Source organism: Cellulosimicrobium funkei, assembly GCF_004519295.1.
Lineage (GTDB): Bacteria > Actinomycetota > Actinomycetes > Actinomycetales > Cellulomonadaceae > Cellulosimicrobium > Cellulosimicrobium funkei.
On the sequence record NZ_SOZH01000011.1, the window covers coordinates 164684 to 189219 of the forward strand.

Below are 24536 nucleotides of genomic sequence, written 5' to 3' on the forward strand. Positions count from 1 at the left end.
CGCACAGGCTCGACCGGCGGAATGAGGACGTCCTCGACCACGGCGCCCAGCGCCCCGGCACCCGGAGGCCTCGTGTCCCAGCCCGTCCTGTACCTCGTCGACCTCGTCGCGGTCACCGTCCTCGCGTTCGGCCTCTACTTCCCCCGGCACCGCCGCCGCGACCTCGTCGTCGCGTACCTCGGCGTCAACGTGGGGGTGCTCGCGGTCGCGGCGACGCTCGCGACGAGCAGCGTCGGCGCCGGTCTGGGGCTCGGGCTCTTCGGCGTCCTGTCGATCATCCGGCTCCGCTCGACCGAGCTCTCGCAGACCGAGGTCGCCTACTACTTCGCGGCCCTCGCGCTGGGCCTCCTCGGCGGCCTCGGCGCGACCACCGGCTGGTTGTCCCTCGCCGGCATGGCGCTCGTCGTGGGGGTGATGGCCGTCGTCGACCACCCGCGCGTCCTGCGCCGCGCGCAGAGCCAGACCGTCGTCGTCGACCGCGCCCTCGCCGACCCGACCGAGCTCACGCGCTACCTGGAGGAGCTGCTCGGCGCCGAGGTCCGCGGGGTGAGCGTGCAGCGGCTCGACCTCGTCAACGACACGACCTGGGTCGACGTCCGCTGGACCGCCCCACGGACGCCGCGCCGGGGCGCGCGCCCCGCCCGCCCCGCCGTCCTGCCCGACGCCGTCCCCCCGCTCGCGGCCGACGCCGCGCCGCTCCGCGTGGCCGCCGCGGACCCGGACGGTCTCCCCGCCCGGACGGGGGCGCGCGCATGAGCCCGCAGACCCTCCCGGCCGACGACCGCGTGCGCGCCGCCCTGCACCCGCTCGCCGGGGTGGACCTCGACGAGCTCGTTGGGACCGCCGCGCTGCTGACCCGGGTCGACTGGAAGTACGTCCTGCCCGTGGACGACGCGGTCGCCGTGCTCGACGCCCTCGCCCGCACGACCGCCGCGCGCGTCCTCGAGATCGACGGGGCACGCAGCGCGGCCTACGAGTCGGTGTACTTCGACACGCCCGACCTCGCGTCGTTCCGCCTCACGGTGACGCGCCGCCGTCGGCGGTTCAAGGTCCGCACGCGCACGTACCTCGACTCCGGGACGAGCTTCCTCGAGGTCAAGACGCGCGCCGCGCGCGGCACGACGCTCAAGCAGCGCGTCGCCCACGACTGCCCGACGGCGCTCGGCGGCGGGCAGGAGTTCGTCCACCGGACGCTCGCCGCCGAGGGCATCGACGGCGTGCCGGAGCACGCGCTCGCACCCGGCCTCGTGTCGCGGTACCGCCGCACGACGCTCCTGCTCCCCCGGCCCGACGGCGCCGCGCGCGCCACCGTCGACACCGGGCTCACGTGGGAGCTCGACCGGCCCGACGGCGCCCGCCCCCTCTCCTGGCCCGTCACCCACCTGGCGGTCGTCGAGACGAAGGGCGGCTCGACGCCGTCGGACCTCGACCGGCTGCTGTGGCGGCACGGCCACCGCCCCGAGCGGATCTCCAAGTACGGCACCGGGCTGGCGCTGCTGCGCCCCGACCTGCCCGACGGCCCCTGGCGGCGCGTGATCCGCCGCCACCTCACCCCCTCCCCGGGCGGCACGAGGTCCGACCGGACTCCCGCCCACCACCTCGCCCGACACCCCGCCCGCACCCCCGGGCACGACGACAGGAGCCTGTGATGCGCATCCGACGACCCCTCACGTACCTCACCGCGGCCGCGGCGGCCGCCGTCCTCGCCGGCTGCTCAGTCCTGGGCAGCGACGCCGCCACGGACGACACGTCCGCGAGCGCGAGCACCACAACCTCGACCACCGCGTCCGACGCCGTCGCCGGCTTCACCCCGGACGAGGCGCGCGCCGACAACACCGAGGTGGCGCTGGACGACGCCGACCTCGCGGTCGACGAGGCGTCGGCGACGACCGTCGCGCTCGACGGCGGCACCGCCACCGTGGACGGTGAGGGCGCGACCGTCGACGGCGCGACCGTCACCGTGACCGCCCCCGGCACGTACGTGCTGAGCGGCACGCTGGAGGGCCAGGTCGTCGTCGACACCGCCGAGGACGGGCTCGTCCAGCTCGTGCTCGACGACGCCGACATCACCTCGACGACCAACGCCGCCGTGAACGTCCAGGACGCGGAGAAGGTCGCGGTGGTCCTCGCCGACGGCTCGACGAACAGCCTCACCGACACCGAGGAGCCCTCCGAGCTGGACGCCGACGGCGAGCCCGACGGCGCGCTGTTCTCGACGGCCGACCTCGTGATCGGCGGCGACGGCGCGCTCACCGTGACGTCGCACGCGAACGACGGCATCGTCTCGAAGGACGGCCTCGTCGTCGCGGGCGGCGACCTCACCGTGGACGCGGGCGACGACGGCCTGCGCGGCAAGGACTACCTCGTCGTCACAGGCGGGACGCTCGACGTCACCGCCGCGCAGGACGGGCTGAAGTCGACCGAGGACGGCGACGCGGCCCTCGGGTTCGTCGACGTGCGCGGCGGGGACGTCACCGTCACGTCGGGCGACGACGGCGTCCAGGCGGTGACGGACGTCGTCGTCTCCGGCGGCACGCTGACCGTCACCGCGGCCGGCGGCGCGGGTACCGACGTGAGCGACGACGCGTCCGCGAAGGGTCTCAAGGGCGACGTGGGGGTCGTGGTCGGCGACGACGCGACGGTCACCGTCGACGCCGCCGACGACGCCCTGCACTCGGACGGCGCGGTGTCCGTCTCGGGCGGGACCGTCGAGCTGTCGTCCGGCGACGACGGCGTGCACGCCGACGGCGACGTCACCGTCTCCGGCGGCGACCTCACCGTCACCACATCCGTGGAGGGCATCGAGGGCGCGACCCTCACGATCTCCGGCGGTGACGTCGACGTGACGGCGAGCGACGACGGCCTCAACGCGACGGTCGGGTCGACGACCGGCACCGGCGAGGGCGACACGGCAGCGGGCGGCTCGGCGGCAGGCGACACGGCAGCAGGCGGCTCGGCGGCGGGCGGCTCGGCGGGCGGCCCGGCCGACGGCTCGGCCGACGGCACGATGCCGGAGCCGCCGGACGGTGCACCGGGTGGCACGGCGGGCGGCACCCCGCCGGAGATGCCGGCCGACGGCGAGATGCCCGAGCCCCCGCAGGGCGGCGACCTGCCCGACGGTGTCGAGCCCCCCGACGGCGCGGACCTGCCGCAGGGCGGCCCTGGCGGTGGGGCGGGCGGCATGGCGGGCGGCGGCATGGACGCCGACGACGGCTCGTCGCTGACGATCTCCGGCGGCACGCTCACGATCGACGCCGGCGGCGACGGGATCGACTCGAACGGGTCGCTCACGGTCACGGGCGGCGAGACGGTCGTCCAGGGCCCGACGAACGACGGCAACGGCGCGCTCGACGTGAACGGCACGTTCGCCGTCTCCGGCGGCTCGCTCGTCGCGGCGGGCAGCGCGGGGATGGTCGTCGTGCCGGCCACGGACTCCGAGCAGGGTTGGCTCGCCGCCGACGTCTCTGCGAGCGCCGGCGACACCGTCACCGTCACGGCGTCGGACGGCACCGTCGTCGCCGAGCTCACCGTCACCAAGGAGACGGCGAACGTCGTCGTCTCCTCCCCCGACGTGACGACCGGTGAGACCTACACGGTGACCGCCCCGTCCGGCTCGGTGACCGCCGTCGCGGGCGAGTGGACCGGCGGCGGCATGGGGGGCCGCCCCACCCGCCCGGGCACGCAGGACGGCACCACAACCCCGGACGGCACGGGCCAAGACGGCACCACGGGCCAGGACGAGACCACCGAGTCCTGACCGCGCGTCGTCCGGCCCGGGATCCCAGCCCGAGCGCCCTGCCGAGGTAGAGCCCCGGTCCCGCGAGGTAGAGCCGTGGTTCCCCGACGTACAGCCGAAGTCCCGCGAAGTAGAGCCGCGGTCATCCGAGAGAGACCCGCGGTCGGGCACCGGCAGGAGCGCGCCAAGGATCGTCCCCACTCCGGTCCGTGCGGCCACCTGGTCGCGAGGAGCCCTTGCCGTGGTCGTGCCGCGTCCTCGCGTTGGAGCACCGTCGTGCCCGACGGCGGTCGGTCGCCCGCGGCGAGGGCGCCTCAGCCGGCCACCAGCAAGGCGGCACCACCATCCAGACCCGACCCGCGCCGTCGGGCACACGACCACGGCTCTACCTCGCAGAACCACGGCTCTACCTCGCCGTACCTCGGGTCTACCTCGCGCGACCACGGCTCTACCTCGCCAGACCTCGAGTCCACCTCACGGGACCACGGCTCTACCTCGCCAGACCTCGAGTCCACCTCACGGGACCACGGCTCAACCTCGACCGAACCACGGCTCTACCTCGCGCGACCTCAGCTCTACCTCGCGGGGCCTCGGGGCTCCCTCGGGGTGACCAGGGCTACCTCGGCGGGCCGGGGTTCTGCCCCGCTCTCGTCGTACCGTGGGAGACGTGCCCACCGACCCGACCGCACCGTCCCCGACCGACCCGACCGACCCGACGACCGCCTCCCCCGCGCACGTGGCGACGTCGGCCGCCGACCTGCCGTCCGCCGTCCCGACCCTGTCGTCGCGGCTCGCGTGGCGGCCGAGCCAGCCGCCGGCGGGCGCGGAGCCGGCGCCGCGGACGGGGACGGTCGAAGACGCGGTGGAGCTGCTGCGGGGGCTGCGGGTCACGGCGCTCACGGGCGCGGGCGTGTCGACGGACTCGGGGATCCCGGACTACCGCGGCCCGGACTCGCCGCCGCGCAACCCGATGACGTACCAGCAGTTCGTGCAGGACGAGGCGTTCCGCCGCCACTACTGGGCGCGCAACCACGTCGGGTGGCAGCACGTGCACCGCACGCACCCGAACGCGGGCCACCGGGCGCTGGCGCGGCTGGAGGACGCGGGCGTGCTCGTCGGGCTCATCACGCAGAACGTGGACCTGCTGCACGAGGACGCGGGCAGCCGCAACGTCATCGACCTGCACGGCCGCTACGACCGGGTGATCTGTCTGCAGTGCGGGCGCGTCATCTCGCGCGAGCACCTGGCCGAGCGCCTGACCGCCCTCAACCCGGGGTTCCTCGAGAGCGTCGGCGACGTCGGCGACGTGGAGATCGCGCCGGACGCGGACGCCGTGATCGAGCAGACGTCGCACTTCCGGCCCGCACCGTGCGAGTTCTGCGGCGGGGTGCTCAAGCCGGAGATCGTGTACTTCGGGGAGAACGTGCCGCGCGAACGGGTCGACCGTGCGTTCGCGATGGTCGACGAGGGCGACGCGCTCCTCGTCGCCGGGTCGTCGCTCACGGTGCTGAGCGGGCTGCGGTTCGTGCGGCACGCGGCGAAGGACGGCAAGCCGGTCGTCATCGTCAACCGCGGCTGGACGCGCGGCGACCCGCTCGCGACGCTCAAGATCGAGGCCGGCACCACGGAGACCCTCACCGCCCTCGCCGAGGCGCTCGCGCGCTGAGGCGACCGACCCACGAGCGGTGGGGAGGAAGGACGGCGCCGGGTCGTGGCGGGCCTGGCGGGAGGCGCCGAGGGACGAGGCGCCGGATGGTAGACCCGGCGCCGTCCTTCCTCCCCACCGCGACCGCGGCGACAGGGGGTGCGGTCAGCGCTGCGCGCCGAAGAAGTCGCGGAGCAGCCGTGCGCACTCGTCCTCGCGCACGCCGCCGACGACCTCGACGGCGTGGTTCGCGCGCTGGTCGCGCACCAGGTCCCACACCGAGCCGGTCGCGCCGGCCTTCGGGTCCCACGCCCCGAGCACGAGCCGCTCGACGCGCGCCAGCACGAGCGCGCCCGCGCACATGACGCACGGCTCGAGCGTGACGACGAGCGTGCAGCCCTCGAGGCGCCACTCCCCCCACGTCGCGGCGGCCTGGCGCAGCGCGAGCACCTCGGCGTGCGCGGTCGGGTCGCCCGTCTCCTCGCGCCGGTTGCGCCCCACGCCGAGCAGCCGCCCGTCCGGCCCGACGACGACCGCCCCCACGGGCACGTCGGCGCTCGCGAGCGCGTGGGTCGCCTCGTGCAGCGCGAGGTCCATGAGGGCGTCCCACGTCCGGCGGCGCCCCGCGACCGTGGCGGGCGGGAACGCACCCTCCGTGGCAGGGATCGCGAGCCCGCGCGGCACGGTGCCCGACGCCGTCCCCTCCTCCGGGTGCGCGAGGTCGCCCCGGTGCGCGGGGTCGCCCGAGCGGGCGAGGCCGCCCGGGTGGGCCGGCTCGCCAGGGTGGGCGGCGTCGTCGGGCACGGGACCTCCGGTCGGTAGGAGCGGGCCGCACCAGGCTAGCGACCGGGCGCCCACCCCGTGCGCGGATCGGTTACCGGCCGGTACGGCGGACGGCCCGCGGTCCGATACCGTTGTCACCATGCGCCTGCACGTCGCCGACCACCCGCTCGTGGCCCACAAGCTGACCGTCCTGCGGAACAAGGAGACGACGTCTTCGACGTTCCGGCTCCTCGTCGACGAGCTGGTCACGCTCCTCGCCTACGAGGCGACGCGGGACGTGCGCGTCGAGCCGCACGAGATCGAGACGCCCGTGACCAGGACGGTCGGCGTCCGGCTCGCGGAGCCGCGCCCCCTCGTGGTGCCGATCCTGCGCGCGGGCCTCGGCATGCTCGAGGGCATGACGCGGCTCCTGCCCACGGCGGAGGTCGGGTTCCTCGGGATGCAGCGCGACGAGGAGACGCTCGAGGCGGTCACGTACGCGAACCGCCTCCCCGACGACCTCACGGGCCGGCACGTCTTCCTGCTCGACCCGATGCTCGCGACCGGCGGCACGCTCGTCGCGGCGATCGACTACGTCTTCGCGCGCGGGGCGCGCGACGTCACGGCCGTGTGCCTGCTCGCCGCGCCGGAGGGCATCCAGGTGCTGGAGAAGGCGGTCGGCGAGCGCGTCGACGTCCAGCTCGTGGTCGCGGCGGTCGACGAGCGCCTCGACGAGAAGGCATACATCGTGCCCGGGCTGGGCGACGCGGGCGACCGCCTGTACGGCGTCGTCTGACGCTCCCACCTGCACGAACACCCGCCGGGACGCCCCGGCCCCTGCTCGGCACGCCCGGAACGCGAGATCGCCGCGTTCCGCATGCTGAGAACTTCCACGGCTCCTCTTGGCGTGCCGTGCGCTCCGCTGCCATGCTCGCTCCCGTGAGCACCTCGACCCGTCCCGTCAGCGCGCCGTCCGGCGTGCTCCCGGGCGCGGTCGTGTGCGTCTGTTGTCAGGCCTGAACCCTCTCCCGCACCTCGGTTCAGCCCTCGACCCCTGCCGACCCGCCGGACTCCCGGCGTCGCCGTCGGCCCGACGCACCCGGAGCCACCCATGACGCTCACCGCTACCCGCACCGCACGCCGCACGCCGTCGGCCCGCGTCCCCGCCGCCCGGGCGACGACGCCGCGCCCCACCGCACCGCGGCCCGCCCCCGCACCCCGCGCGGCGGCGCCCGAGCCCGCCGCCCCGCGGCGCAACCCCGGCTTCGTGCTCTACGTCGGCGTCGACGCCGCACCGGGCGAGCAGCCGCAGGCGCAGCTCGTCGAGCTCGCCGAGGCGCTGGGCGAGCTGGCGCGCGACTGGCTGCCGAGCGCCGAGACGTACACGGCGCTCGCGCTCGCCGAGCCCACGACCGCGACGACGTCGCCCGTCCAGGACATCGCCGCGTTCCGCGAGCGGCTCGCGACCCTCTCGCCCGTGCCGCGCGTCGTCATCGACCCCGCGGGGCGCACGGTCACCGTGGAGGGCCGCTCGGCGCGCCTGACCTTCCGCGAGCTCGAGCTGCTGTCGTACCTCGCGCGCACGGCGCACCGCGTCGTGACGCGCGCCGAGCTGCTGGAGACCGTGTGGGCCGACCACGAGGTCGCGAGCGGCAGCCGCACCATCGACGTCCACGTGCGACGCCTGCGCGAGAAGCTCGGGCTGGAGCACGTCATCACCACGGTCCGCGGGCTCGGCTACCGGTTCGACCCGCAGACCCCCGTCGTCCTCGGCGGCTCGGGGGACGCCGCCTGAGGACCGCGCTGCCGGGCCGCGGTCGACGTGGGGGTACGTGGGGGACCACGCGCCCGGCAGCGCAACCCCCTCCTGTGACGACCCTCGCACACCGCCCGCTCGCCGGGCGCGGACGCGCGTGCGGCGATACGTTCGGCCCATGCGCACAGTCATCGCGGGAGGTCACGGCCAGGTGGGCCGTCGCCTGGCCCGGACGCTGGTGGAGCGCGGGGACGACGTCGTCGCCTTCGTGCGGTCCGCCGCGCAGATCACGGATCTCACGGAGCTCGGCGCGCACGTCGCGCTGGTCGACCTCGAGAAGGACGACGCCGTCGCGGTGTCGTTCGAGCTCGAGGGCGCGGACGCCGTCGTGTTCGCCGCGGGCGCCGGGCCCGGCAGCGGGGCGCCGCGCAAGGACGCGGTCGACCGCGCGGGCGCGGCCCTCCTCGCCGACGCCGCCGAGCGCGCCGGGGTGGGGCGATACGTCCTCGTCTCGTCGCGCGGCGTCGAGGCGGCCCGTGCCGACGAGCGCCCCGACGGCGTCGACGACGTGTTCTGGGCCTACCTGCGGGCGAAGGCCGCTGCGGAGGACGACCTGCGCGTCCGCACCGACCTGCAGTGGACGATCGTCCGGCCCGGCCGTCTCACCGACGACCCGGGCGTCGGGCTCGTGGCCCTCGCCCCCGTGGGCGACGGCGACAAGCCGCGCGGCAAGCGGCGCAAGCCCGGCGCCGCCGTCGGCGAGCGGTCCGACGTGACGCGCGACGACGTCGCGCTCGTGCTCGCGGCGGTGCTCCACGAGCCCCGCTCGGCCGGACTCGTGCTCGACCTCGTGGGCGGCGACCGCCCCGTCGAGGACGCGCTCGCCGACGTCCTGCCCTGACCGCCCGGCCCGGCGACGGACGTCGGGTGCGTCAGCCCGCGCAGCGGGCCTCGCGCTGCCAGATCACCCCGAGCGGGTCACGGTCGGGCCGGATGAGGACGTTCGCGATCCGCGCCGTGTAGTTCCAGCCGCCGTAGGACACCTTGTCGCCGAAGCCGTACCACTCGTCGACCTCCCACGCGGCGTAGCACGCGGGCGCCGCGCTGAAGGGGTCGACCACGAGCTGCTCGGACCACGATCCCGCGTGCAGGACGTACTTCGCCCCGGACCCGGAGGCCTCGCCCAGCGCCACCGTGCGGCGCTCGCCGGCCGCGAGGTCCCACTGGCCCTTCGCCTGCCCGGTGACACGGAAGGTCAGCGGGACGTTGGAGCCCGCGTTGTCGAGGAGCACGGACACCGCGCGGAACGAGTCACCACGCTTCGCGTCGTAGTACGGGTCACCGAGGACGAGGCTCCCGCCGGGCGCCACGACCGCGCAGTCGAGCGCGTCGAACCGGGCCGTCACCGTCTCCGCGAACGGGGTGCCGAGGACCGTGCGCGAGAGCTCGAACGTGACCGCACCGGACCGCACCGCGAGGGCGCCCGCGGGCAGGTCGACGCTCGCGCTCGCACCCGGCGCGACCTCGCCGAGGTCGCGCGTGCCGAACGGGGTGCGGACGACGACGCGGGTCGGCTCGTCGGCGTCGTTCCGCAGACCGGTCGTGAGCACCACCCCGCCCCCGCCGGGCGCGCACTGCGTCGTCGCCGTGAGGGTCGCCGCCCAGTCGGGCACGTACGCCGCGCCCCGGTAGGTCGCCGCGAGGGTGGAGTCCTGGAAGCCCTTCCCGAGCACCCAGCGGTACTGGCGGAAGGTCACCTTCCCGGCCTTGACGTCGAGCTTCCCCGTGTCGATCGTGAACGTCGCCGTCTCCCCGGGTCTGATGCCGTTCACCGGGGCGGAGTCCCCGAGCGCGCCGCCGAGCATCCGGGCGTCGAGCGTCTCCGCCGTGTCGTTCGTGAGAGTGCCGACGAGCCGGATCGAGCCGTCCTGCCAGCGCGCCTCGACCGTCGCCGTGCGCGCCCACGACGGCGCGTAGGTCGTCGCTGCGTACGACGCGGTCACCGTGCTCCCCGCCAGGCCGGGGGCGTGAACCCGCTCGACCGCGAACGTGGCCGTCCCCGCCGGGACGTCGCGCACGCGGGTGTCGACGGCGAGCGTCCCGGTCGCGCCCGGAGCGACCTCCACGGGCGCGGCGCCGCCGTACGGCGTCGTCATCGTGACCCGCAGCGTCGTCGCCCGGTACGGGTTGTGGAACGTCCCGCGCACGACCGTCGAGCCGGCGCCCGCACCGTCCGGCACGACCCACGTGGCGGTCGCCGCCGCGGAGCCGTCCGCGACCGACCAGTCGAAGCAGTCGACGCCCGGGATCTCGTGGCTCGCGAGGGCCGCGCCGTCGGCGAGCACGTCGAGCGTCAGCGACGCCTCCCCGACACCGCCGGGCACGTCGACGACGGCGTCCCGGCCGCCGTCGACCGTGCGCGTCAGGTCGTCGCGACCGGCGACGGCGAACACCACGGGGACGGTCGAGCGCGTGTTGTCGTAGCGCAGCGCGACCGGGGCGGACGACCGCTCGGTCGCCGGGTCGAGCACGCACGCCCCGACGCTCGGTGCGTCCACCGCGGGCGCGTGCCGCACGGCGTCGTACGCGGCGGTCACGACGTGCGACCGGCCCGAGCCGTCGAGCCGCGAGACGCGGAACACGACCTCGCCCGCGGCGACCTGCCGGGAACCGGTGTCGAGGGTCAGCACGGCCTCTGCGCCGGGCGCGACGTCGACCGCGCGCGTCGTGCCGAGCTCGCCGCCGTCCAGGGCCACGCGCAGCGTCGCCGCCGCGTGGTCGTTGCGGAAGGTCCCGCTCACCACCACGGAGCCGCCGCCTTCGGTGGGCGCCCACTCCGCCGTCGCCGAGCCCTCGACGCGCCACTCGAAGCAGTCGACGCCGTCGACCACGTGCCGCGCGACGGTCTCCCCGTCCGCGACGACCGCGAACGTCGCGCCCTGCGCACCGACACCACCGGGCACGACGACGTCACGTGTCTCGCCACCCTCGAGCGTCGCGGTCGGGTCGTCGCGGCCGACGACCGAGAACGTCACCGGCACCGTCGATGCCGCGTTGTCCAGGTGCAGCGTCACCGGCGCGGACGACGTGTCCGTCGCCGGGTCGAACACGCACCGTGCGACCGTCGGCTCCGCGACCCTCGGCGCGATCGCCTGGCGGCCGAGCGCGAGCGCGAGATCGCTCGGCGGCCGCGAGACGACCGTCCCGCCACCCGGTCCGACGAGCAGCCGCTCCTGCGAGAGCACGAGCATGCTCGCGGGCACCGCAGGCGCGTTGACGTCGACGACCAGCGAGGCGTTCTCCCCCACGCTCGCGCGCTCGGGGAGGTCGGCCGCGCGCCACGCGGGCGTGTCGGGCGCGACGAGGCCGACCGTGACAGGGGTCCCCGTCCCGTTCGTCAGGTCGGCGACGAAGCGCACCGCGCCGCCCGCGTTCTCCGCGCGGACCTGGACGTCGTCGGCCCCGAGCCACGCGAGCGGCACCGCCGCGCTCAGGGTGCGGCTCGCCGTGACTGCCTGGTCGTCGGCTCCGGCCCGCACCTCGACGGGCACGTCCGCGGGGAGCACGCGGAGCGCGCCGTCGTCGCGCTGCTGGAACTCGGGCGTGAACCCGTCTTCGGCGCGCAGCTCGACGGTCAGCTCCACCGGGCGGCCCGCAGACGCGCCGCGCGCCGGAGCGGGCAGCACCGTGTCGCTCGCACACTCGAGCGCGGCGCCCCGCGTCGGGGTGGTGCAGGTCCAGTCGTCGTCGACAGGCCGGAGGGACAGCCCCTTCGGCAGCTCGGGCACGGTGAAGCGGACGCCCTGGGCATCACGGTCGCCCGTGTTGGCGGCCGTGAGCGTGAGCGTCGCGGACCCGGGGTTCGCCGCGAGCGTCACGCGCTCGTCGTCGAGCCGGACCTCCGCACCGACATACTTCAGCGGCGGTGGCGTGAGGTTGCGCTCCACCGTGCGCAGGCCCTCCGCCTTCACGCGCGCCGGGAACTCGTAGACGCCGCCGCCCCGGGCCGTGACCGTGACGACGAGGTCGCGCGCCTCGCCGGGCGCGAGCACGCCCACCGCGCACGCGAGCGTCCCGCCCGCAGCGGCAGGCCCGCACGGGAGCGCAGCCGTGCGCAGCACGGGCGCGACCGACGCCCCGCGCGCGACGACCGACGACGTGACGGCCTCGACGCCGGCCGGCAGGTCGACCTCGACCGTGACGTTCTGCGCCGCCCTCCCGCCCGAGTTCGACACCGTCAGGCGCACGTCGGCGGGCTTGCGCGCCTCCATCTCGATGCCGGTCCCGAGCGCGACGTCGAGCGCGGCCGGAGCGGGCTCCGGCGGCGGGTCGACGGGCGTCGGCTCGCCGGTCCCCGGGTCGACGGGGGTCGAGCCGCCGGGAGCCGGGTCGGTGGGCGTCGAGCCGACTGGGCTCGTCCCGCCGGGCGCGCCCCCATCCGCAGGCGGAGCCGTCGTCGCGTCGGGGGTGGCGGGGTCCGCCGGCGCCGGCGGGATGTTGGTGGGGGACGTCGGGTCTGTCGTGGGGTCGGGCGTCGGGGCGGTCGTCCCCGAGCTGGGCGAGGGCGACGGAGACGGGGACGAGCCGGACGGCGTCGGGGACGACTGCGAGGTCGGTGACGGCGTGGGCTCGGGAGTGAAGGCTCCGAGCGCGCCCGCGACGCCCAGCCCGGCGACCGCGAGCACGCCCACGGTGACCGCCGCCGCGGCGATCGGCGCGGACGCGACCAGCGCGAGCAGGCCTCCGGCCCCGGCCGCGGCCAGGGCGCCGCCGCCCGCCGCCGCACCGCCGACGGCCGCTGCTCCACCCACTGCGGCGACCCCCGCACCCGCGCCCGCACCGGCCGCGCCCCCGGCGACGCTGCCCGCGGCACCGACGGCTCCCGCCGCCGCACCGGCCCCGCCGATCACCCCGGTCCCGGCGGCACCCGCACCGGCGCCACCGCCGACGCCCGCACCGGCCCCGGCGCCGGTCGCCGCACCGGACCCACCCGCCGCACCGGACCCTCCGGCAGCACCCGAGCCTCCCGCCGCGCCGGACCCACCGGCGCCCGATCCTCCGGCGCTCGACCCGCCGGCGCTCGACCCGCCAGCGCCGCCCGACCCACCGGCGCCCGAGCCGCTCGCCGTCCCGCTGCCGGACGCGCCCTGGAGCGCGGCCGCGACCCCGCCGGCGACCGCCGCGCCGCCCGTGGTGGGCAGCGCCGTCCCGACGAGACCGAGCGCGCCCACGCCGAGCACGAGCGGGGCGATGACGGCGCGCATGCCGTGGGAGACGTCGCCCAGCTCGAGCACGAGCCCGCGGCAGTCGTCGCAGCCCTCGAGGTGCGACTCGACGCGCGCCGTCTCGCGCTTGGCGAGCCCCCCGCGCACGTACGACCCGAGGAGCGCGTTGACCGTGCGGCACTCCTCGGCGGGCACGGACGTGAGGTGCTGCTGGAGGTACGCCTGGCGCAGCCCCTCGCGGGCGCGGTACGCGAGCGCGGAGACGCCGTTCGCGGTGAGGCCCAGCAGCGGGGCGATCTCGGCCGGGGACAGGTTCTCGACCTCGGTGTACCAGAGCACGGCACGCCACCGCTCCGGCAGGTCCTGGTAGGCGCGCGTGACCGTCGAGCGCTCGAAGCCCTCGAGGGTCGGGTCCTCCGTCGAGGCCATCGGGCCGAACGCGGACTCGAACGTGCGCTCGTCGTCGGTCGGCTGCGTGCGTCGGGCCCCGCCGACGAGGTCGTACGACAGACGGCGCACGACCGTGAAGAGGTAGGCGCGGAACGTGACGTCCGGGCCGCCGCCGTTCTGCAGCACGGAGAGCGTGCGGGCGAACGCGTCGGACACGACGTCGTCGGCGTCGGCGCTCGACCGGACGTACTGGCGCGCGACCGTGCGCGCGGCGCTGGCGTGCCGCTCGTAGAGCACGCCGTAGGCGCTCGTGTCCCCTGCACGTACGGCGGTGATGAGCTCGGCGTCGCTGAACGCCTCGCTGTCCACCCGTTGTGCCTGCGTCATCGTCACCCGCCCCGGAGACCGCCCCGAACCGAGGCTACGGTGGCCATAGTAGACGCCCGTCCATCTCACGGGCAGAGGGTTCCCGCCACCGGAACGGGAACGGCGACGCTTTCAGGCTTTCGTCCCCTTTCTCCCGGGACGTGAGGTCCTGGAAACTCCTCGCGGTTCCCGCGTCATGGACGGCTCGCCCGCACGTCTCATCTACATGGACCACCTCCAGGGGTACGCCGTGCCCGCGACCGACGCCGTGCGCGAGCGGTGGCGGCGCGCGAGCGCCGACAGCGTCTGGCTACGGCCGGGCGACTGGTACCACCCTGCCGTCGACGCGCTCGTCGAGGCGTTGTGCGAGGAGCGGGATGCGACGCCCGCCGCCGAGCGGCTCGGCCGCGTCCGCGCGGAGGCCGGGGTGGGGATCGGCGAGGCCATCGACGACGTCGTCTGCCTGTACCGCGCCCACGACCGCGAGCCGGTCGTCGACCTGGTCCGCGGCGTGGCGGTCGGCTGGTCCGAGGGGTACGAGGCCAGCCCCGTGGCACCCGAGGTCCTGGACCCGGAGTCCGGCCTCGCGACGACCCAGTACCTGGTGCACCGGCTCCGCGAGACGTACGGCGCGGCCGAGCGCGCGGGCGTGGACGCGACCCAGACCCACGGGCTGCTCGTCGTCGACGTCGCGCTCGACGACCTCACGGGGTGGCAGCGGTTCGCGCGCTCGGCGGCGATGGGCCGCGCGCTCACCCACACGTTCGGCGAGGGCCACCCCATGGCCTCGATCGGCAACGGGCTCTTCGTCGTGCTCGGCGAGCGGGACGCGGACGACGCCATGGTGCGCACCGTGCTCCGCCACAACATCGAGCGCACCGGTCTCGCGCTGGGCGTCACGGCCATCCTGCGCAGGCCGCCGCGCGTGTGGCTCGAACCGCTCCCCCGCACCCACACGGCGGCCGTCCAGCTCCTCGACACGCTCCAGCGCTGACACGGCGACGCCCCGTCCCACGCGGGCGAGCACGTGGTCCGGGGCGTCCGGGGGCGTCTGCGGCCGGCGGGTGACCGACCGCCCGCGAGCGAGGCGGCGACCGCGCGTCAGCGCGGCGTGAAGGTGAGGCAGTCGGCGCGGTCCTCGCCGGACGCGCCCGCCCCGACGCGGATCGACGGTGCGGAGCACTCGAGCGAGGCGTTGTGGACGCACTCCGTGCGCTGGCAGGCCCCGACGTGCGCGAGCACCTTCTCCAGCCCGCCCTTCGTGCCCAGCGGGATGAACGTGGCGCACTCGGCGTCGCCCGTGTGACCGGCGATCGTCACGGCGCCCGCGTGGCACCCGTGGTCGTGGTTGTAGCCGCAGCCGTCGATGGAACACTCGACGACCTGGGGCATCTCCGTGAGGCTGCTCATCGCGATCTCCTGTCTCCGAGGACCCGCCGTGGGTCGGTCTCCGCGTTCCACGGTATTCCCGGAATTCCTCGGTGTATAGCAAGGAAGGCCTTGCTAAGAAATGCAGGAATGCGCCGCAATTAGCGCACGGCATTCTTGCGGAAATGCCGCGCCGCAGGTCAGTTGTCGGTGCCGTCGGCCCGGGGCCGCCAGATGACGAGCGCGCGCGCCTCGCCGTGCTCGACGAGCGTCTCGCGCAGGGCCTCCTCGACCCCGCGCCGCACGCTGCGCCCGCGCGGCACGACGACGACGTCGCCGCTCGCCGCGGCGGCGAACACGCGGCCGCCCGGCTCGACGCGCGCCGAGAGCGCCTCGATGCGCCGCTCGAGCCGCTCGACCTGGGACTCGAGGGCGAGGATCCGCTGGATGCCCGCGAGGTTGATGCCCTCGTCGTGGCTGAGGCGCTGCACCTCGAGCAGCTTCGCGACGTCGCGCAGCGAGTACCGCCGCCCCCGGCCCGCGGTGCGGCGCGGCACCACGAGGCCGAGGCGGTCGTACTGGCGCAGCGTCTGCGGGTGCATGCCCGCGAGCGCGGCGGCCTGCGAGATGACGAGGACGGGCGCGTCCTGGTCGACGTCGCTCGCGGGAGCGCGCCCGACGCCGCCCTCGTCCCCACCGATCGAGAGATGATGAGTTTCCTGCTGGGGCATCATGGTCGCCCCCCTCACTCCGCGGCCTGGCGGACCAGGTCGGCGCGCACGTCCTGGCCGGCGGTCTCGGCGGCGAACGTCTCGACGGCCTCGCGCGCGGCCTTCGAGAGCTTCTGCGGCACGGCGACCTGGACCGTGACGAGCAGGTCGCCGGTCGACTTCGCGGTCTTCACGCCGCGGCCGCGGACGCGCAGCGTGCGCCCCGAGGGCGTGCCGGCCGGCACCTTGACCTTGACGGTCGAGCCGTCGAGCGTCGGCACGGCGATGGTGGCGCCGAGCGCGGCCTCGGGGAACGTCACCGGGACCGTGATCCGCAGGTTGTTCCCGTCGAGCGAGAACACCGGGTGCGGGGTGACGTGCACGGTGACGACGAGGTCGCCGTCGGGCCCGCCCGCCGTGCCGGGGCGGCCCTTGCCGCGCAGCCGGATCTTCTGGCCGTCGCGGACGCCCGGCGGGATGCGGGTCGTGACCGTGCGGCCGTCGACGGTGAACGTCACGGTCGACCCCTCGACCGCCTGCCGGAACGGCAGGGTCGTGGCCGCCGCGAGGTCGGCGCCCGCGCGGGGCCGGGGGCCGCCGAACTGCTGGCCCGCCCCGCCGCCGAACATCGAGCCGAGGATGTCCTCGAACCCGCCCGCGCCCTGGCCGCCGGTCGAGTAGCGGACCCGGGTCCCGCCCGGGCCCCCGCCGCCGAACATGCCGCCGAAGACGTCCTCGAAGCCCGCTCCCCCGGCACCGCCGGGGCCCGCGGAGAAGCGCGCGCCCCCGCCCGCCATCGCCCGGATCGCGTCGTACTGCTCGCGCTCCTTGGGGTCCGACAGCACGGCGTACGCCTCGCCGATCTCCTTGAACTTGGCCTCGGCGCTCGCGTCACCCTGGTTCTGGTCGGGGTGGTACTTGCGGGCGAGCTTGCGGTAGGCCTTCTTGATCGCGGCGTCGTCGGCGTCCTTGGGGACGCCGAGCGCGGCGTAGAAGTCCTTCTCCATCCAGTCCTGTCCGGTCACGGCGCCTCCCTCCTGTCGGTGGTCGTGGTCCTGGTCCTTCGTTCCGTGGCTGCTGCCGGTGGTCTGCTGGTGGTGATCCTCGCGTGCCCGACGGCGGAGCGCACCTCCGCGCGGGAGGTGCGCCCGCGCCGTCGGGCACGAGGAAGGGGTGGCTACTGCGGGCCGACGACCGAGACGCGCGCGGCGCGCACGACCCGCTCCCCGATCCGGTAGCCCGGCTCGATGACGAGGTTCACCGTGGTGGCGGTGGCCTCGGGGTCGGGCTGGTGCATGAGCGCCTCGTGGACGGTGGGGTCGAACTCGTCCCCGACCGCGCCGTAGCGCTCGATCCCGAACTTCTCGAGCGACGCGTCGAGCTTGTCGGCGATAACCGCGAACGGCCCCGTCAGCTCGCCGTGCTGCCGCGCGCGGTCGATGTCGTCGAGGACCGGCAGGAGCGCGGTGAGCACGTCCTCGATCCCCTTCGTGCGCGCGGCCTCCTGGTCGCGCAGCGACCGGTTGCGGTAGTTCGTGAAGCTGGCCCGCTCGCGCTGGAGCGCGTCGAGGTGCTCCGCGGCCTCGGCCTTCGCCGCGAGGACCGCGGCGTCGACCCCGGCCTCGTCGGACGGCTCGAAGTCGAGGCCCGCGAGCGGGTCCGTCTCCGCGTCGTCGCCCGCGGAGCCGCCGGCCTCGCCCTCGGGGCGGGGCCGACCGCTCTCCGGGTCGACCTTGCGCTTGTCCGTGAACTGGAAGGGCTTGTCGTCGGAGCCCTGGCCGGGCTCGCGCCCGGCCTGCTCCTCGGGGCCCTGCGGGTCGGTCGGTCCGTCGGCCGTCACTTGCGCTCGTCCTCCTCGTCCACGATCTCGGCGTCGACGACGTCCTCGTCCGGGGCGGACGTCGCGCCCGCCGCGGCGGTGGCGTCGTCCTGCGCGGCGCCGGGGTTGCCGGCGGCCTGCTCCTGCTCGGCCGAGGCGTAGAGCGCCTGGCCGATCTTCTGCGAGGACGCGACGAGCTTCTCGTGCGCGGTCTTCACGGCGTCGGCGTCCTCGCCCTCGAGCGCGGACTTGACCGACGCGATGTCGGCCTCGACCTCGGTGACGACGTCGGCGGGGAGCTTCTCCTTGTTCTCGGAGACGAGCTTCTCGGTCGAGTAGACGAACGCCTCGGCCTGGTTGCGGGTCTCCGCGTCCTCGCGACGCTTCTTGTCCTCGGCCGCGTGCTCCTCGGCCTCCTTGACCATGCGGTCGATGTCCTCCTTGGGCAGCGCCGAGCCGCCCGTGATGGTCATCTTCTGCTCCTTGCCGGTGCCGCGGTCCTTCGCGCCGACGTGGACGATGCCGTTCGCGTCGATGTCGAAGGTGACCTCGATCTGCGGCACGCCGCGCGGGGCCGGCGCGATGCCGGTCAGCTCGAACGTGCCGAGCGGCTTGTTGTCGCGCGCGAACTCGCGCTCGCCCTGGAACACCTGGATGAGCACCGACGGCTGGTTGTCCTCGGCCGTCGAGAAGATCTCGCTGCGCTTGGTCGGGATGGCCGTGTTGCGCTCGATGAGCTTGGTCATCACGCCGCCCTTGGTCTCGATGCCGAGGGACAGCGGGGTGACGTCGATGAGCAGGACGTCCTTGCGGTCACCGGAGATGACGCCGGCCTGCAGGGCCGCGCCGACGGCGACGACCTCGTCCGGGTTGACGCCCTTGTTCGGCTCCTTGCCGCCCGTGAGCTCCTTGACGACGTCGGTCACGGCCGGCATGCGGGTGGAGCCACCCACGAGCACGACGTGGTCGATGTCGGAGACGGAGACGCCCGCGTCGGAGATGACCTTGTGGAACGGGGCCTTCGTCCGGTCGAGGAGGTCCTGCGTCATCTGCTGGAACTGGGCGCGCGTGAGCTTCTCGTCCAGGTGGATGGGACCGTTCTCGCTCATCGAGAGGTACTGCATCGAGATGGTGGTGCTCGTCGCGGACGAGAGCTCCTTCTTCGCCTGCTCGGCGGCCTCGCGCAGACGCTGGAGCGCGATCTTGTCCTTCGACAGGTCGACGCCCGAGCTGTTCTTCACCTGCTTGATGAGGTGCTCGACGATGCGGTTGTCCCAGTCGTCGCCACCGAGGCGGTTGTCGCCCGAGGTCGCGCGGACCTGGATCGTGGAGAAGTCGTCCTCGTCCTTGCCGACCTCGAGGAGCGAGACGTCGAACGTGCCGCCGCCCAGGTCGAAGACGAGGATGAGCTCGTCCTCCTTGCCCTTCTCCAGGCCGTAGGCGAGCGCGGCCGCGGTGGGCTCGTTGACGATGCGGGTCACGTTGAGGCCCGCGATCTGCCCGGCGTCCTTGGTCGCCTGGCGCTCGGCGTCGTTGAAGTACGCCGGGACGGTGACGACCGCGTCCGTGACGGGCTCGCCCAGGTACTCCTCGGCGTCTCGCTTGAGCTTGCCCAGGATGCGCGCGGAGATCTCCTGCGCGGTGTACTTCTTGTCGTCGATCTCCACCGACCAGTCGGTGCCCATGTGGCGCTTCACCGAGCTGATGGTGCGGTCGACGTTCGTGACCGCCTGGCGCTTGGCGACCTCGCCGACGAGGACCTCGCCGGTCTTGGAGAAGGCGACCACCGACGGCGTCGTGCGCGACCCCTCGGCGTTCGCGATGACCGTGGGCTCTCCGCCCTCGAGGACGGCGACCACCGAGTTGGTGGTGCCGAGGTCGATCCCGACTGCTCGTGCCATGTGTGTGCCTCCGTCGTTCTGGGTGCCCGACGGCGCTGCTGCGCCTCGGCACACCGGGTTGAGTCTGCTTCACTCAAGGTAGATCCGTGGTCGGTGCTCGCGCAACCTCACCCGGCTCAACTTGAGTCCATCAGGCTCAACCTTCACGCGACCCGTACTATTCCCCGCTCCTTGAAATGCACCTGCCGCACGTCGTGGGTGTAGGTTTCCACCTACCTTGGCGAGTTTTCCATCACGGTGTCGTGGCCGTGGCGAATTTTCCATTAACGTGTCGTAGTCCTACGATTCGGACATGCCGGTCGCAACGGGCGAGGTCCAGGTCACTTACGTGACTGGCCCGGGCGACGATGTCACCGCCGGCATCTCGAAGGTCGACGCGCGCCAGCTCGCCGAGGGCAGCCCGGTGCGTGAGTTCCCGGTCTACGTCGGACGTCGGAACTACTCGGGCTACTTCTGGTCGTCGACGATGAGCCGACACGTGGTCTACGAGAGCCTGCTCGAACTCTCGTGGCTCTGGCTCGCCGACTTCGACCCGGCCGTCGCGCGCATCGCCGCCCAACCAATGCGGCTACGGGGGCGCGACGGGGACCGCGTACGCAACAGGATCCCCGACTTCATCAGCCTGCTTCGCGACGGCACCGTTCGTGTGGTCGATGTGAAACCCGCGGCCATGCTCGCGACGGACGAGGTCGAGGCCTCGCTCGCCTGGACACGGGGTGTGTGTCGCTCACGCGGCTGGGAGTACGAAATCTGGACCGGCCCTGACCCGACCACCTTGCGGAACGTGCAATGGATCGCGGCCGCTCGACAGCCACACATGTCGGCGTCACTCGACGCCCGGGCAACGACCGTCAAAGCGTCGGGAGGGTGCACCTTCGGGGAGCTCGAGGCTCGATTGCGTGCTGAAGGCCGTGCCGCGCCACGTCTGGAGATCCTCGGGGCCATCTGGAGGGGCTTGCTGACGTGCGATCTGTCCGTTCCTCTCTGCTCCCAGAGCTGGTTGGAGCCAGTCGATGAATGATCGCTCGGTCGTCGCCCTGGCCGTCGGTTCGCGGGTGTGGTGGGACGGCGGATTCTGGGAGGTTCGGGGGCTCGGCGACGGCATGGCCCAGCTGACGCACCAGGGCCGTACGGTCGCGATCACGATTGGCGAGCTGGCGCGGCGAACGATCGATGACAGCGGCCGGGACGCAAGCACCGACACCGACGAGAAGGTGCGCTCCCTCGACGGGGCAGCAGCGCTGGCGTCGTTGGACGCGGAGGAACGAAAGCGCCTTGAGGAGCTGGCCCAAATCGTCCCGCGGCTGCTGGACGATTCGTCGCCCCTCGCGCCGCGGGTTGCACGCGCCGCGAGGAAACTCGGTATGTCGCCCAGGTCGCTCGAGCGCCGCATCGCTGCGTACCGGCGCTCCGGAGTGGCCGGGCTCGTTGACTCGCATGCCACGCGAACCCGCGCCTCACAGGTCGACCCGCGCTGGGACGAGGTTTGCGCGCGTGTGTTGCGGTCGTACACATACGCTTCGACCCCGACGCGGTCAGCCGTTCTGGCGAGGATTGCCCGCGAGCTCGAAGAGCAGTACGGCCCTGCTGTCGTACCGATCCCGGCGACCACCACGGCATACCGGCGCCTGAACGCTCTGGCCAAGGGGAAGCAGAGCTTCGGCAGTGCGTCCGGCCGCCGATCGGTCGCTGAGCGGCCCCAGGGTGTCCTTGGCCGACTCAGGGCCGATCGCCCGGGCCAGTTCGTCGTGCTCGACACGAACGACCTGGACGTTTTCGCGATGGAGCCGGTGACGTTGCGCTGGGTGAAGATCCAGCTGACCGCGGCGATGGACTTGTACTCGCGATGCATCGTCGGCCTGAAGGTCACCCCGGTGTCGACGAAGGCAGTGGACGTCGCGCGCGTGCTCTACGAATGCGTACGCCCAGCCGACGAAGCTAACCCGACGGCTTCGTTCCCGTACCACGGCGTCCCGGACGCCGTGTTGGTCGGCACCGAGGTGCCGGACGAGCGGCTGCTGTCCCGCCAGGCTGGACTCCCAGCCGTCTTCGCGGAGTCGATCGTGGTCGACCGCGGCAAGCAGTACATCTCGTCGCACGTGATCAGCGCGTGCGCGCGGCTGGGGATCTCGGTGCAGCCGGCGAACCCGAAGAAGCCGACGGACAAGCCGACGATCGAGCGCTTCTTCCGCACGCTTCGCGAGGGCCTACTCCAGCATCTGCCCGCGTACAAGGGACCGAACGTCTACTCACGCGGGAAGGAGGTGGAGGGCCAGGCCTTCCTGTGGGTGTCGGAGCTCGAGCAAATCATCCGCGAGTGGGTCACGACGGTGTACCACCAGAGCGCGCACGACGGGCTGGCTGTCCCCGAGCTCCCGCGCGCGTCCCTGAGCCCGATCGAGGCGTACAACCTCGGCTTCGCGCGGTCTGGCGGAATGGTGCTGCCCGCCCATGCCGGCCTCGCGTACGAGTTCCTCGACGTCCAGTGGCGCACTATCCAGCACTACGGCGTCGACATCGGCGGGCTGCGGTACGACGGTAAAGCGCTAAATCCTTACCGCGGCAGACGGTCGGAGTTCGCCGGGAAGCACGCCGGCAAGTGGCCCTTCTACGTCGATGCGCACGACGTGCGGCACGTGCACTTCAAGGACCCTGCCGACGGCTCCTGGCACTCCCTGCGATGGGAACACGCACCCGCGCTGGGTGCACCGATGAGCCAGGACGCCGTCGACTACGTCAAGCGCCTTGCCCTGCGCGAGGACCGGCACGTCGAGCCCCAGTCGGCCCTCGACGACCTCCTGCGGCGATGGGCGCGTGACGCGGTGACCGACCGCCGCGAACGCAATTTGGCAATCCGTCTGAGCGCGCAACGCGATGCCCCTCTTCCGGAGGAGCCGACTGCAGCTGAGAAGGTCGCGGCACTCCCGAGCGTCGTGAACCTCGCCGACGAGCGGTCGGCACGTCGGCCAGAGATCGAGGAGGACGAGCTCAGCGTGTTCGAGGAGTTCCCACCCGACGAGCTCGGTTACGCGGTGATCGACGAGTGAGCAACGTCTGGGCCGCGTGGCTGCGCCGCTACGACACCGACCGGTTCACGCTCACCCGTAAGCAGGGCTGGGACCGCTTCGTCAACGCCGCTCCCCGCGAGGAGTTCGACACCCTCACCCGCCGCCAGATGGGAAGACTGGGCGAGGACGAGCGAGCCGACTACGACGAGGCCCGCATGGTGTGGAACGCCAACCTGCCGACCGTCCGCACGTCCCAGCTCGAGCACGCGAACTCGGTCATCGACATGGTGATGGCCTCCGCACGACGTGACGGCGACAAGCTGCGCGGCTCGGTCGTCATCGACGCCGAGCCCGGCCTCGGCAAGACCACGATCGCCACGCGCTACGGTCGAGCGTTCCACCGCGCCCAGCACCGCCGCTACGGCACTGAGACGCCCGAGGGGCATCAGTTCCTGCCCGTCGCGTTCATCCCGATCGCCGCCCAGATCACGCTCAAAGGACTCAACCAGCGCCTGCTGCGCTTCTACGGCCACCCGGCCGCGGAGACGGCCACGAAGGAGCGCCTCGCCTCCCTGCTGGTCGACGCCGTCAGCAGCTGCCAGACCCGCCTGATCATCGTCGACGACCTCCATTTCGTGGACTTCACCAACCGCAACGGCACCGAGGTGTCTAACCACCTCAAGTGGCTCGCCAACGAGCTGCCCGTGACATTCGTGTTCGCCGGCGTCAACCTCGAGCAGAAGCGCTTCTTCGACGAAGGTCTCGCAGCCGAGGAAGCCGTCCTCGCGCAAACAGCCCGCCGCGCCACCCGCGTCCCTGTCGCACCCTTCTCGATCACCTCGAATGCCGGCATGGCCGCGTGGGTGGCCCTCCTGCGAGCGTTCGGCGCTCACCTGAAGCTTGCCGACGGGGACGGCGAGATGCTCGTTCCCCTCGCCCAAGAGATCCACCGACGCACGCAGGGGCGCATCGCCTCGCTGACGAACCTGCTCGACCGTGCCTGCTACGTCGCGATCAAGTCCGGCACCGAGCGCGTCACCGACGACGTCCTCGCCAAGGTCCGGATCGACAACGCCGGGGAGAACGGTGCCCGCCGCCTCTGACCCACGTCCACAGCCGTCCAGCCGGCCTCAGGGCGATGTTCACCGACTACGTGGCATTCCCGGTGGGTACGACATCGACCGTCTCCCGATCAGCGTCCCGAGAGCCGACGGAGAACTCCTCGAGTCGTGGCTGCATCGCACCGCCTATCGGTACGGGCTGCACCCCCGAGCGATGCTCAAGGAGCTCGGCGTCGACGTCGGACCGCAGCGGTTGCTCCGACTTCAGGAGACACTCAACGGTACGGCCGCGGCGCGCGTTGCTGATCGGCTCGGGCTCGAGGCAGGCTCGCTGACCGAGCGATCACCATTGAGCCAGGCACTCTTCACCGCTCGAACGAGGTGGCGCACCGAGTTCCGCGGCATGCAGGCTCGAGCCCCGATGCGCGGGAGCCGCTGGTGCCCGCGGTGCCTGGCCGAGACCGGGATGTGGCAGGAGATCTGGGCCGACCCGCTCTACGTCTACTGCGACACCCACTTCGTCCACCTCCTGACCCAGTGCCCTACATGCCACGCGGTGCCCTACGCGACGACCGCGTGGGCCACGTCTCTTGAAGATCGCGACGCCTGCCCAACGTTCGTCGATGACGACGCCGCGGGAGCGCGCTACCGTCGTCGATGCGGGACCCGGTTCGACCGGGTCGATGCCCCACGCGCACGGGACCTCGCCGTGGGGGCTGCTGCATGATTCCGTGACAGTTGGTTAGGCAGCTTGGTCGGCGGCCTGGCTCATGATGATCTCGAACTCGA

At 73.6% G+C, this 24536-nt stretch carries 19 protein-coding genes; 12 read left to right on the forward strand and 7 right to left on the reverse strand.

The annotated features are described in order from the left end of the window. The first annotated feature begins 72 nt into the window (after nucleotides 1-72). The 4 genes from E1O70_RS17960 (at nucleotide 73) to E1O70_RS17975 (ending at nucleotide 5402) form a co-directional block, all read left to right on the forward strand. Nucleotides 73-756: a DUF4956 domain-containing protein gene (locus tag E1O70_RS17960; RefSeq protein WP_205688668.1), complete on the forward strand. Its 684-nt coding sequence runs from the start codon at nucleotides 73-75 to the stop codon at nucleotides 754-756. After that, entirely contained in the window at nucleotides 753-1649 is an 897-nt protein-coding gene (locus E1O70_RS17965; RefSeq protein WP_061268838.1) for a VTC domain-containing protein, read from the forward strand. Before E1O70_RS17960 ends, E1O70_RS17965 begins: the two co-directional genes overlap by 4 nt. After that, the gene (locus E1O70_RS17970) at nucleotides 1649-3757 is read left to right on the forward strand and encodes a carbohydrate-binding domain-containing protein (protein ID WP_128957728.1); all 2109 of its coding nucleotides are present in this window, start codon (nucleotides 1649-1651) and stop codon (nucleotides 3755-3757) included. The genes E1O70_RS17965 and E1O70_RS17970 overlap by 1 nt, the downstream gene beginning before the upstream one ends. 841 nt (nucleotides 3758-4598) lie before the next feature. Then, entirely contained in the window at nucleotides 4599-5402 is an 804-nt protein-coding gene (locus tag E1O70_RS17975; protein ID WP_043656515.1) for an NAD-dependent protein deacetylase, read from the forward strand. Nucleotides 5403-5546: 144 nt separating this feature from the next. Here E1O70_RS17975 and E1O70_RS17980 read toward each other — a convergent pair whose 3' ends face one another. Beyond that, nucleotides 5547-5978, reverse strand: coding sequence for a nucleoside deaminase (locus E1O70_RS17980; RefSeq protein WP_034651992.1), 432 nt, complete (start codon nucleotides 5976-5978; stop codon nucleotides 5547-5549). Nucleotides 5979-6303: 325 nt separating this feature from the next. On the opposite strand from E1O70_RS17980, the gene upp reads away from it, so the two are divergent. The 3 genes from upp (at nucleotide 6304) to E1O70_RS17995 (ending at nucleotide 8800) form a co-directional block, all read left to right on the forward strand. Beyond that, nucleotides 6304-6939 carry a uracil phosphoribosyltransferase gene (gene upp / locus E1O70_RS17985; protein ID WP_021482058.1) on the forward strand — a complete coding sequence of 212 codons (636 nt, stop codon included), beginning with the start codon at nucleotides 6304-6306 and terminating at the stop codon, nucleotides 6937-6939. A 315-nt stretch (nucleotides 6940-7254) separates the two neighbouring features. Continuing rightward, the gene (locus E1O70_RS17990; RefSeq protein ID WP_061268839.1) at nucleotides 7255-7938 is read left to right on the forward strand and encodes a winged helix-turn-helix domain-containing protein; all 684 of its coding nucleotides are present in this window, start codon (nucleotides 7255-7257) and stop codon (nucleotides 7936-7938) included. Nucleotides 7939-8077: 139 nt separating this feature from the next. Next, nucleotides 8078-8800: an SDR family oxidoreductase gene (locus tag E1O70_RS17995; RefSeq protein ID WP_061268840.1), complete on the forward strand. Its 723-nt coding sequence runs from the start codon at nucleotides 8078-8080 to the stop codon at nucleotides 8798-8800. A 31-nt stretch (nucleotides 8801-8831) separates the two neighbouring features. Here E1O70_RS17995 and E1O70_RS18000 read toward each other — a convergent pair whose 3' ends face one another. Further along, the gene (locus tag E1O70_RS18000) at nucleotides 8832-13883 is read right to left on the reverse strand and encodes a sigma-70 family RNA polymerase sigma factor (protein WP_061268841.1); all 5052 of its coding nucleotides are present in this window, start codon (nucleotides 13881-13883) and stop codon (nucleotides 8832-8834) included. A gap of 193 nt (nucleotides 13884-14076) precedes the next feature. On the opposite strand from E1O70_RS18000, the gene E1O70_RS18005 reads away from it, so the two are divergent. Further along, on the forward strand, nucleotides 14077-14874 hold the full coding sequence (locus E1O70_RS18005) for a hypothetical protein (protein WP_240696759.1): 798 nt from the start codon (nucleotides 14077-14079) through the stop codon (nucleotides 14872-14874). Between the two features lie 107 nt (nucleotides 14875-14981). Here the strand turns inward: E1O70_RS18005 and E1O70_RS18010 are convergent, their stop codons facing one another. From E1O70_RS18010 to dnaK, 5 genes are all read right to left on the reverse strand, one after another. Then, a complete protein-coding gene (locus tag E1O70_RS18010; protein ID WP_021482763.1) occupies nucleotides 14982-15290 on the reverse strand; it encodes a DUF1540 domain-containing protein in 309 nt (102 codons plus the stop codon). Between the two features lie 158 nt (nucleotides 15291-15448). Next, the gene (locus E1O70_RS18015) at nucleotides 15449-15850 is read right to left on the reverse strand and encodes a heat shock protein transcriptional repressor HspR (RefSeq protein WP_051028413.1); all 402 of its coding nucleotides are present in this window, start codon (nucleotides 15848-15850) and stop codon (nucleotides 15449-15451) included. 143 nt (nucleotides 15851-15993) lie between these two features. Next, entirely contained in the window at nucleotides 15994-16983 is a 990-nt protein-coding gene (locus E1O70_RS18020; RefSeq protein ID WP_061268842.1) for a DnaJ C-terminal domain-containing protein, read from the reverse strand. Nucleotides 16984-17135: 152 nt separating this feature from the next. Further along, nucleotides 17136-17798, reverse strand: a complete 663-nt coding sequence (grpE, locus tag E1O70_RS18025; RefSeq protein WP_061268843.1) for a nucleotide exchange factor GrpE — start codon at nucleotides 17796-17798, stop codon at nucleotides 17136-17138. Then, nucleotides 17795-19678 carry a molecular chaperone DnaK gene (dnaK, locus tag E1O70_RS18030; RefSeq protein ID WP_021479837.1) on the reverse strand — a complete coding sequence of 628 codons (1884 nt, stop codon included), beginning with the start codon at nucleotides 19676-19678 and terminating at the stop codon, nucleotides 17795-17797. Before dnaK ends, grpE begins: the two co-directional genes overlap by 4 nt. A 292-nt stretch (nucleotides 19679-19970) precedes the next feature. Between dnaK and E1O70_RS18035 the strand changes: the two genes are divergently transcribed. The 4 genes from E1O70_RS18035 to E1O70_RS18050 are packed head-to-tail and all read left to right on the forward strand — an operon-like array spanning nucleotide 19971 to nucleotide 24474. Then, nucleotides 19971-20699, forward strand: a complete 729-nt coding sequence (locus E1O70_RS18035) for a TnsA-like heteromeric transposase endonuclease subunit (RefSeq protein ID WP_061268844.1) — start codon at nucleotides 19971-19973, stop codon at nucleotides 20697-20699. Continuing rightward, on the forward strand, nucleotides 20692-22725 hold the full coding sequence (locus E1O70_RS18040) for a DDE-type integrase/transposase/recombinase (protein WP_061268845.1): 2034 nt from the start codon (nucleotides 20692-20694) through the stop codon (nucleotides 22723-22725). The genes E1O70_RS18035 and E1O70_RS18040 overlap by 8 nt, the downstream gene beginning before the upstream one ends. Continuing rightward, nucleotides 22722-23789: an ATP-binding protein gene (locus tag E1O70_RS18045; protein ID WP_061268846.1), complete on the forward strand. Its 1068-nt coding sequence runs from the start codon at nucleotides 22722-22724 to the stop codon at nucleotides 23787-23789. Before E1O70_RS18040 ends, E1O70_RS18045 begins: the two co-directional genes overlap by 4 nt. Continuing rightward, nucleotides 23773-24474, forward strand: coding sequence for a TniQ family protein (locus E1O70_RS18050; RefSeq protein WP_167496903.1), 702 nt, complete (start codon nucleotides 23773-23775; stop codon nucleotides 24472-24474). The genes E1O70_RS18045 and E1O70_RS18050 overlap by 17 nt, the downstream gene beginning before the upstream one ends. Nucleotides 24475-24536 lie beyond the last annotated feature (62 nt).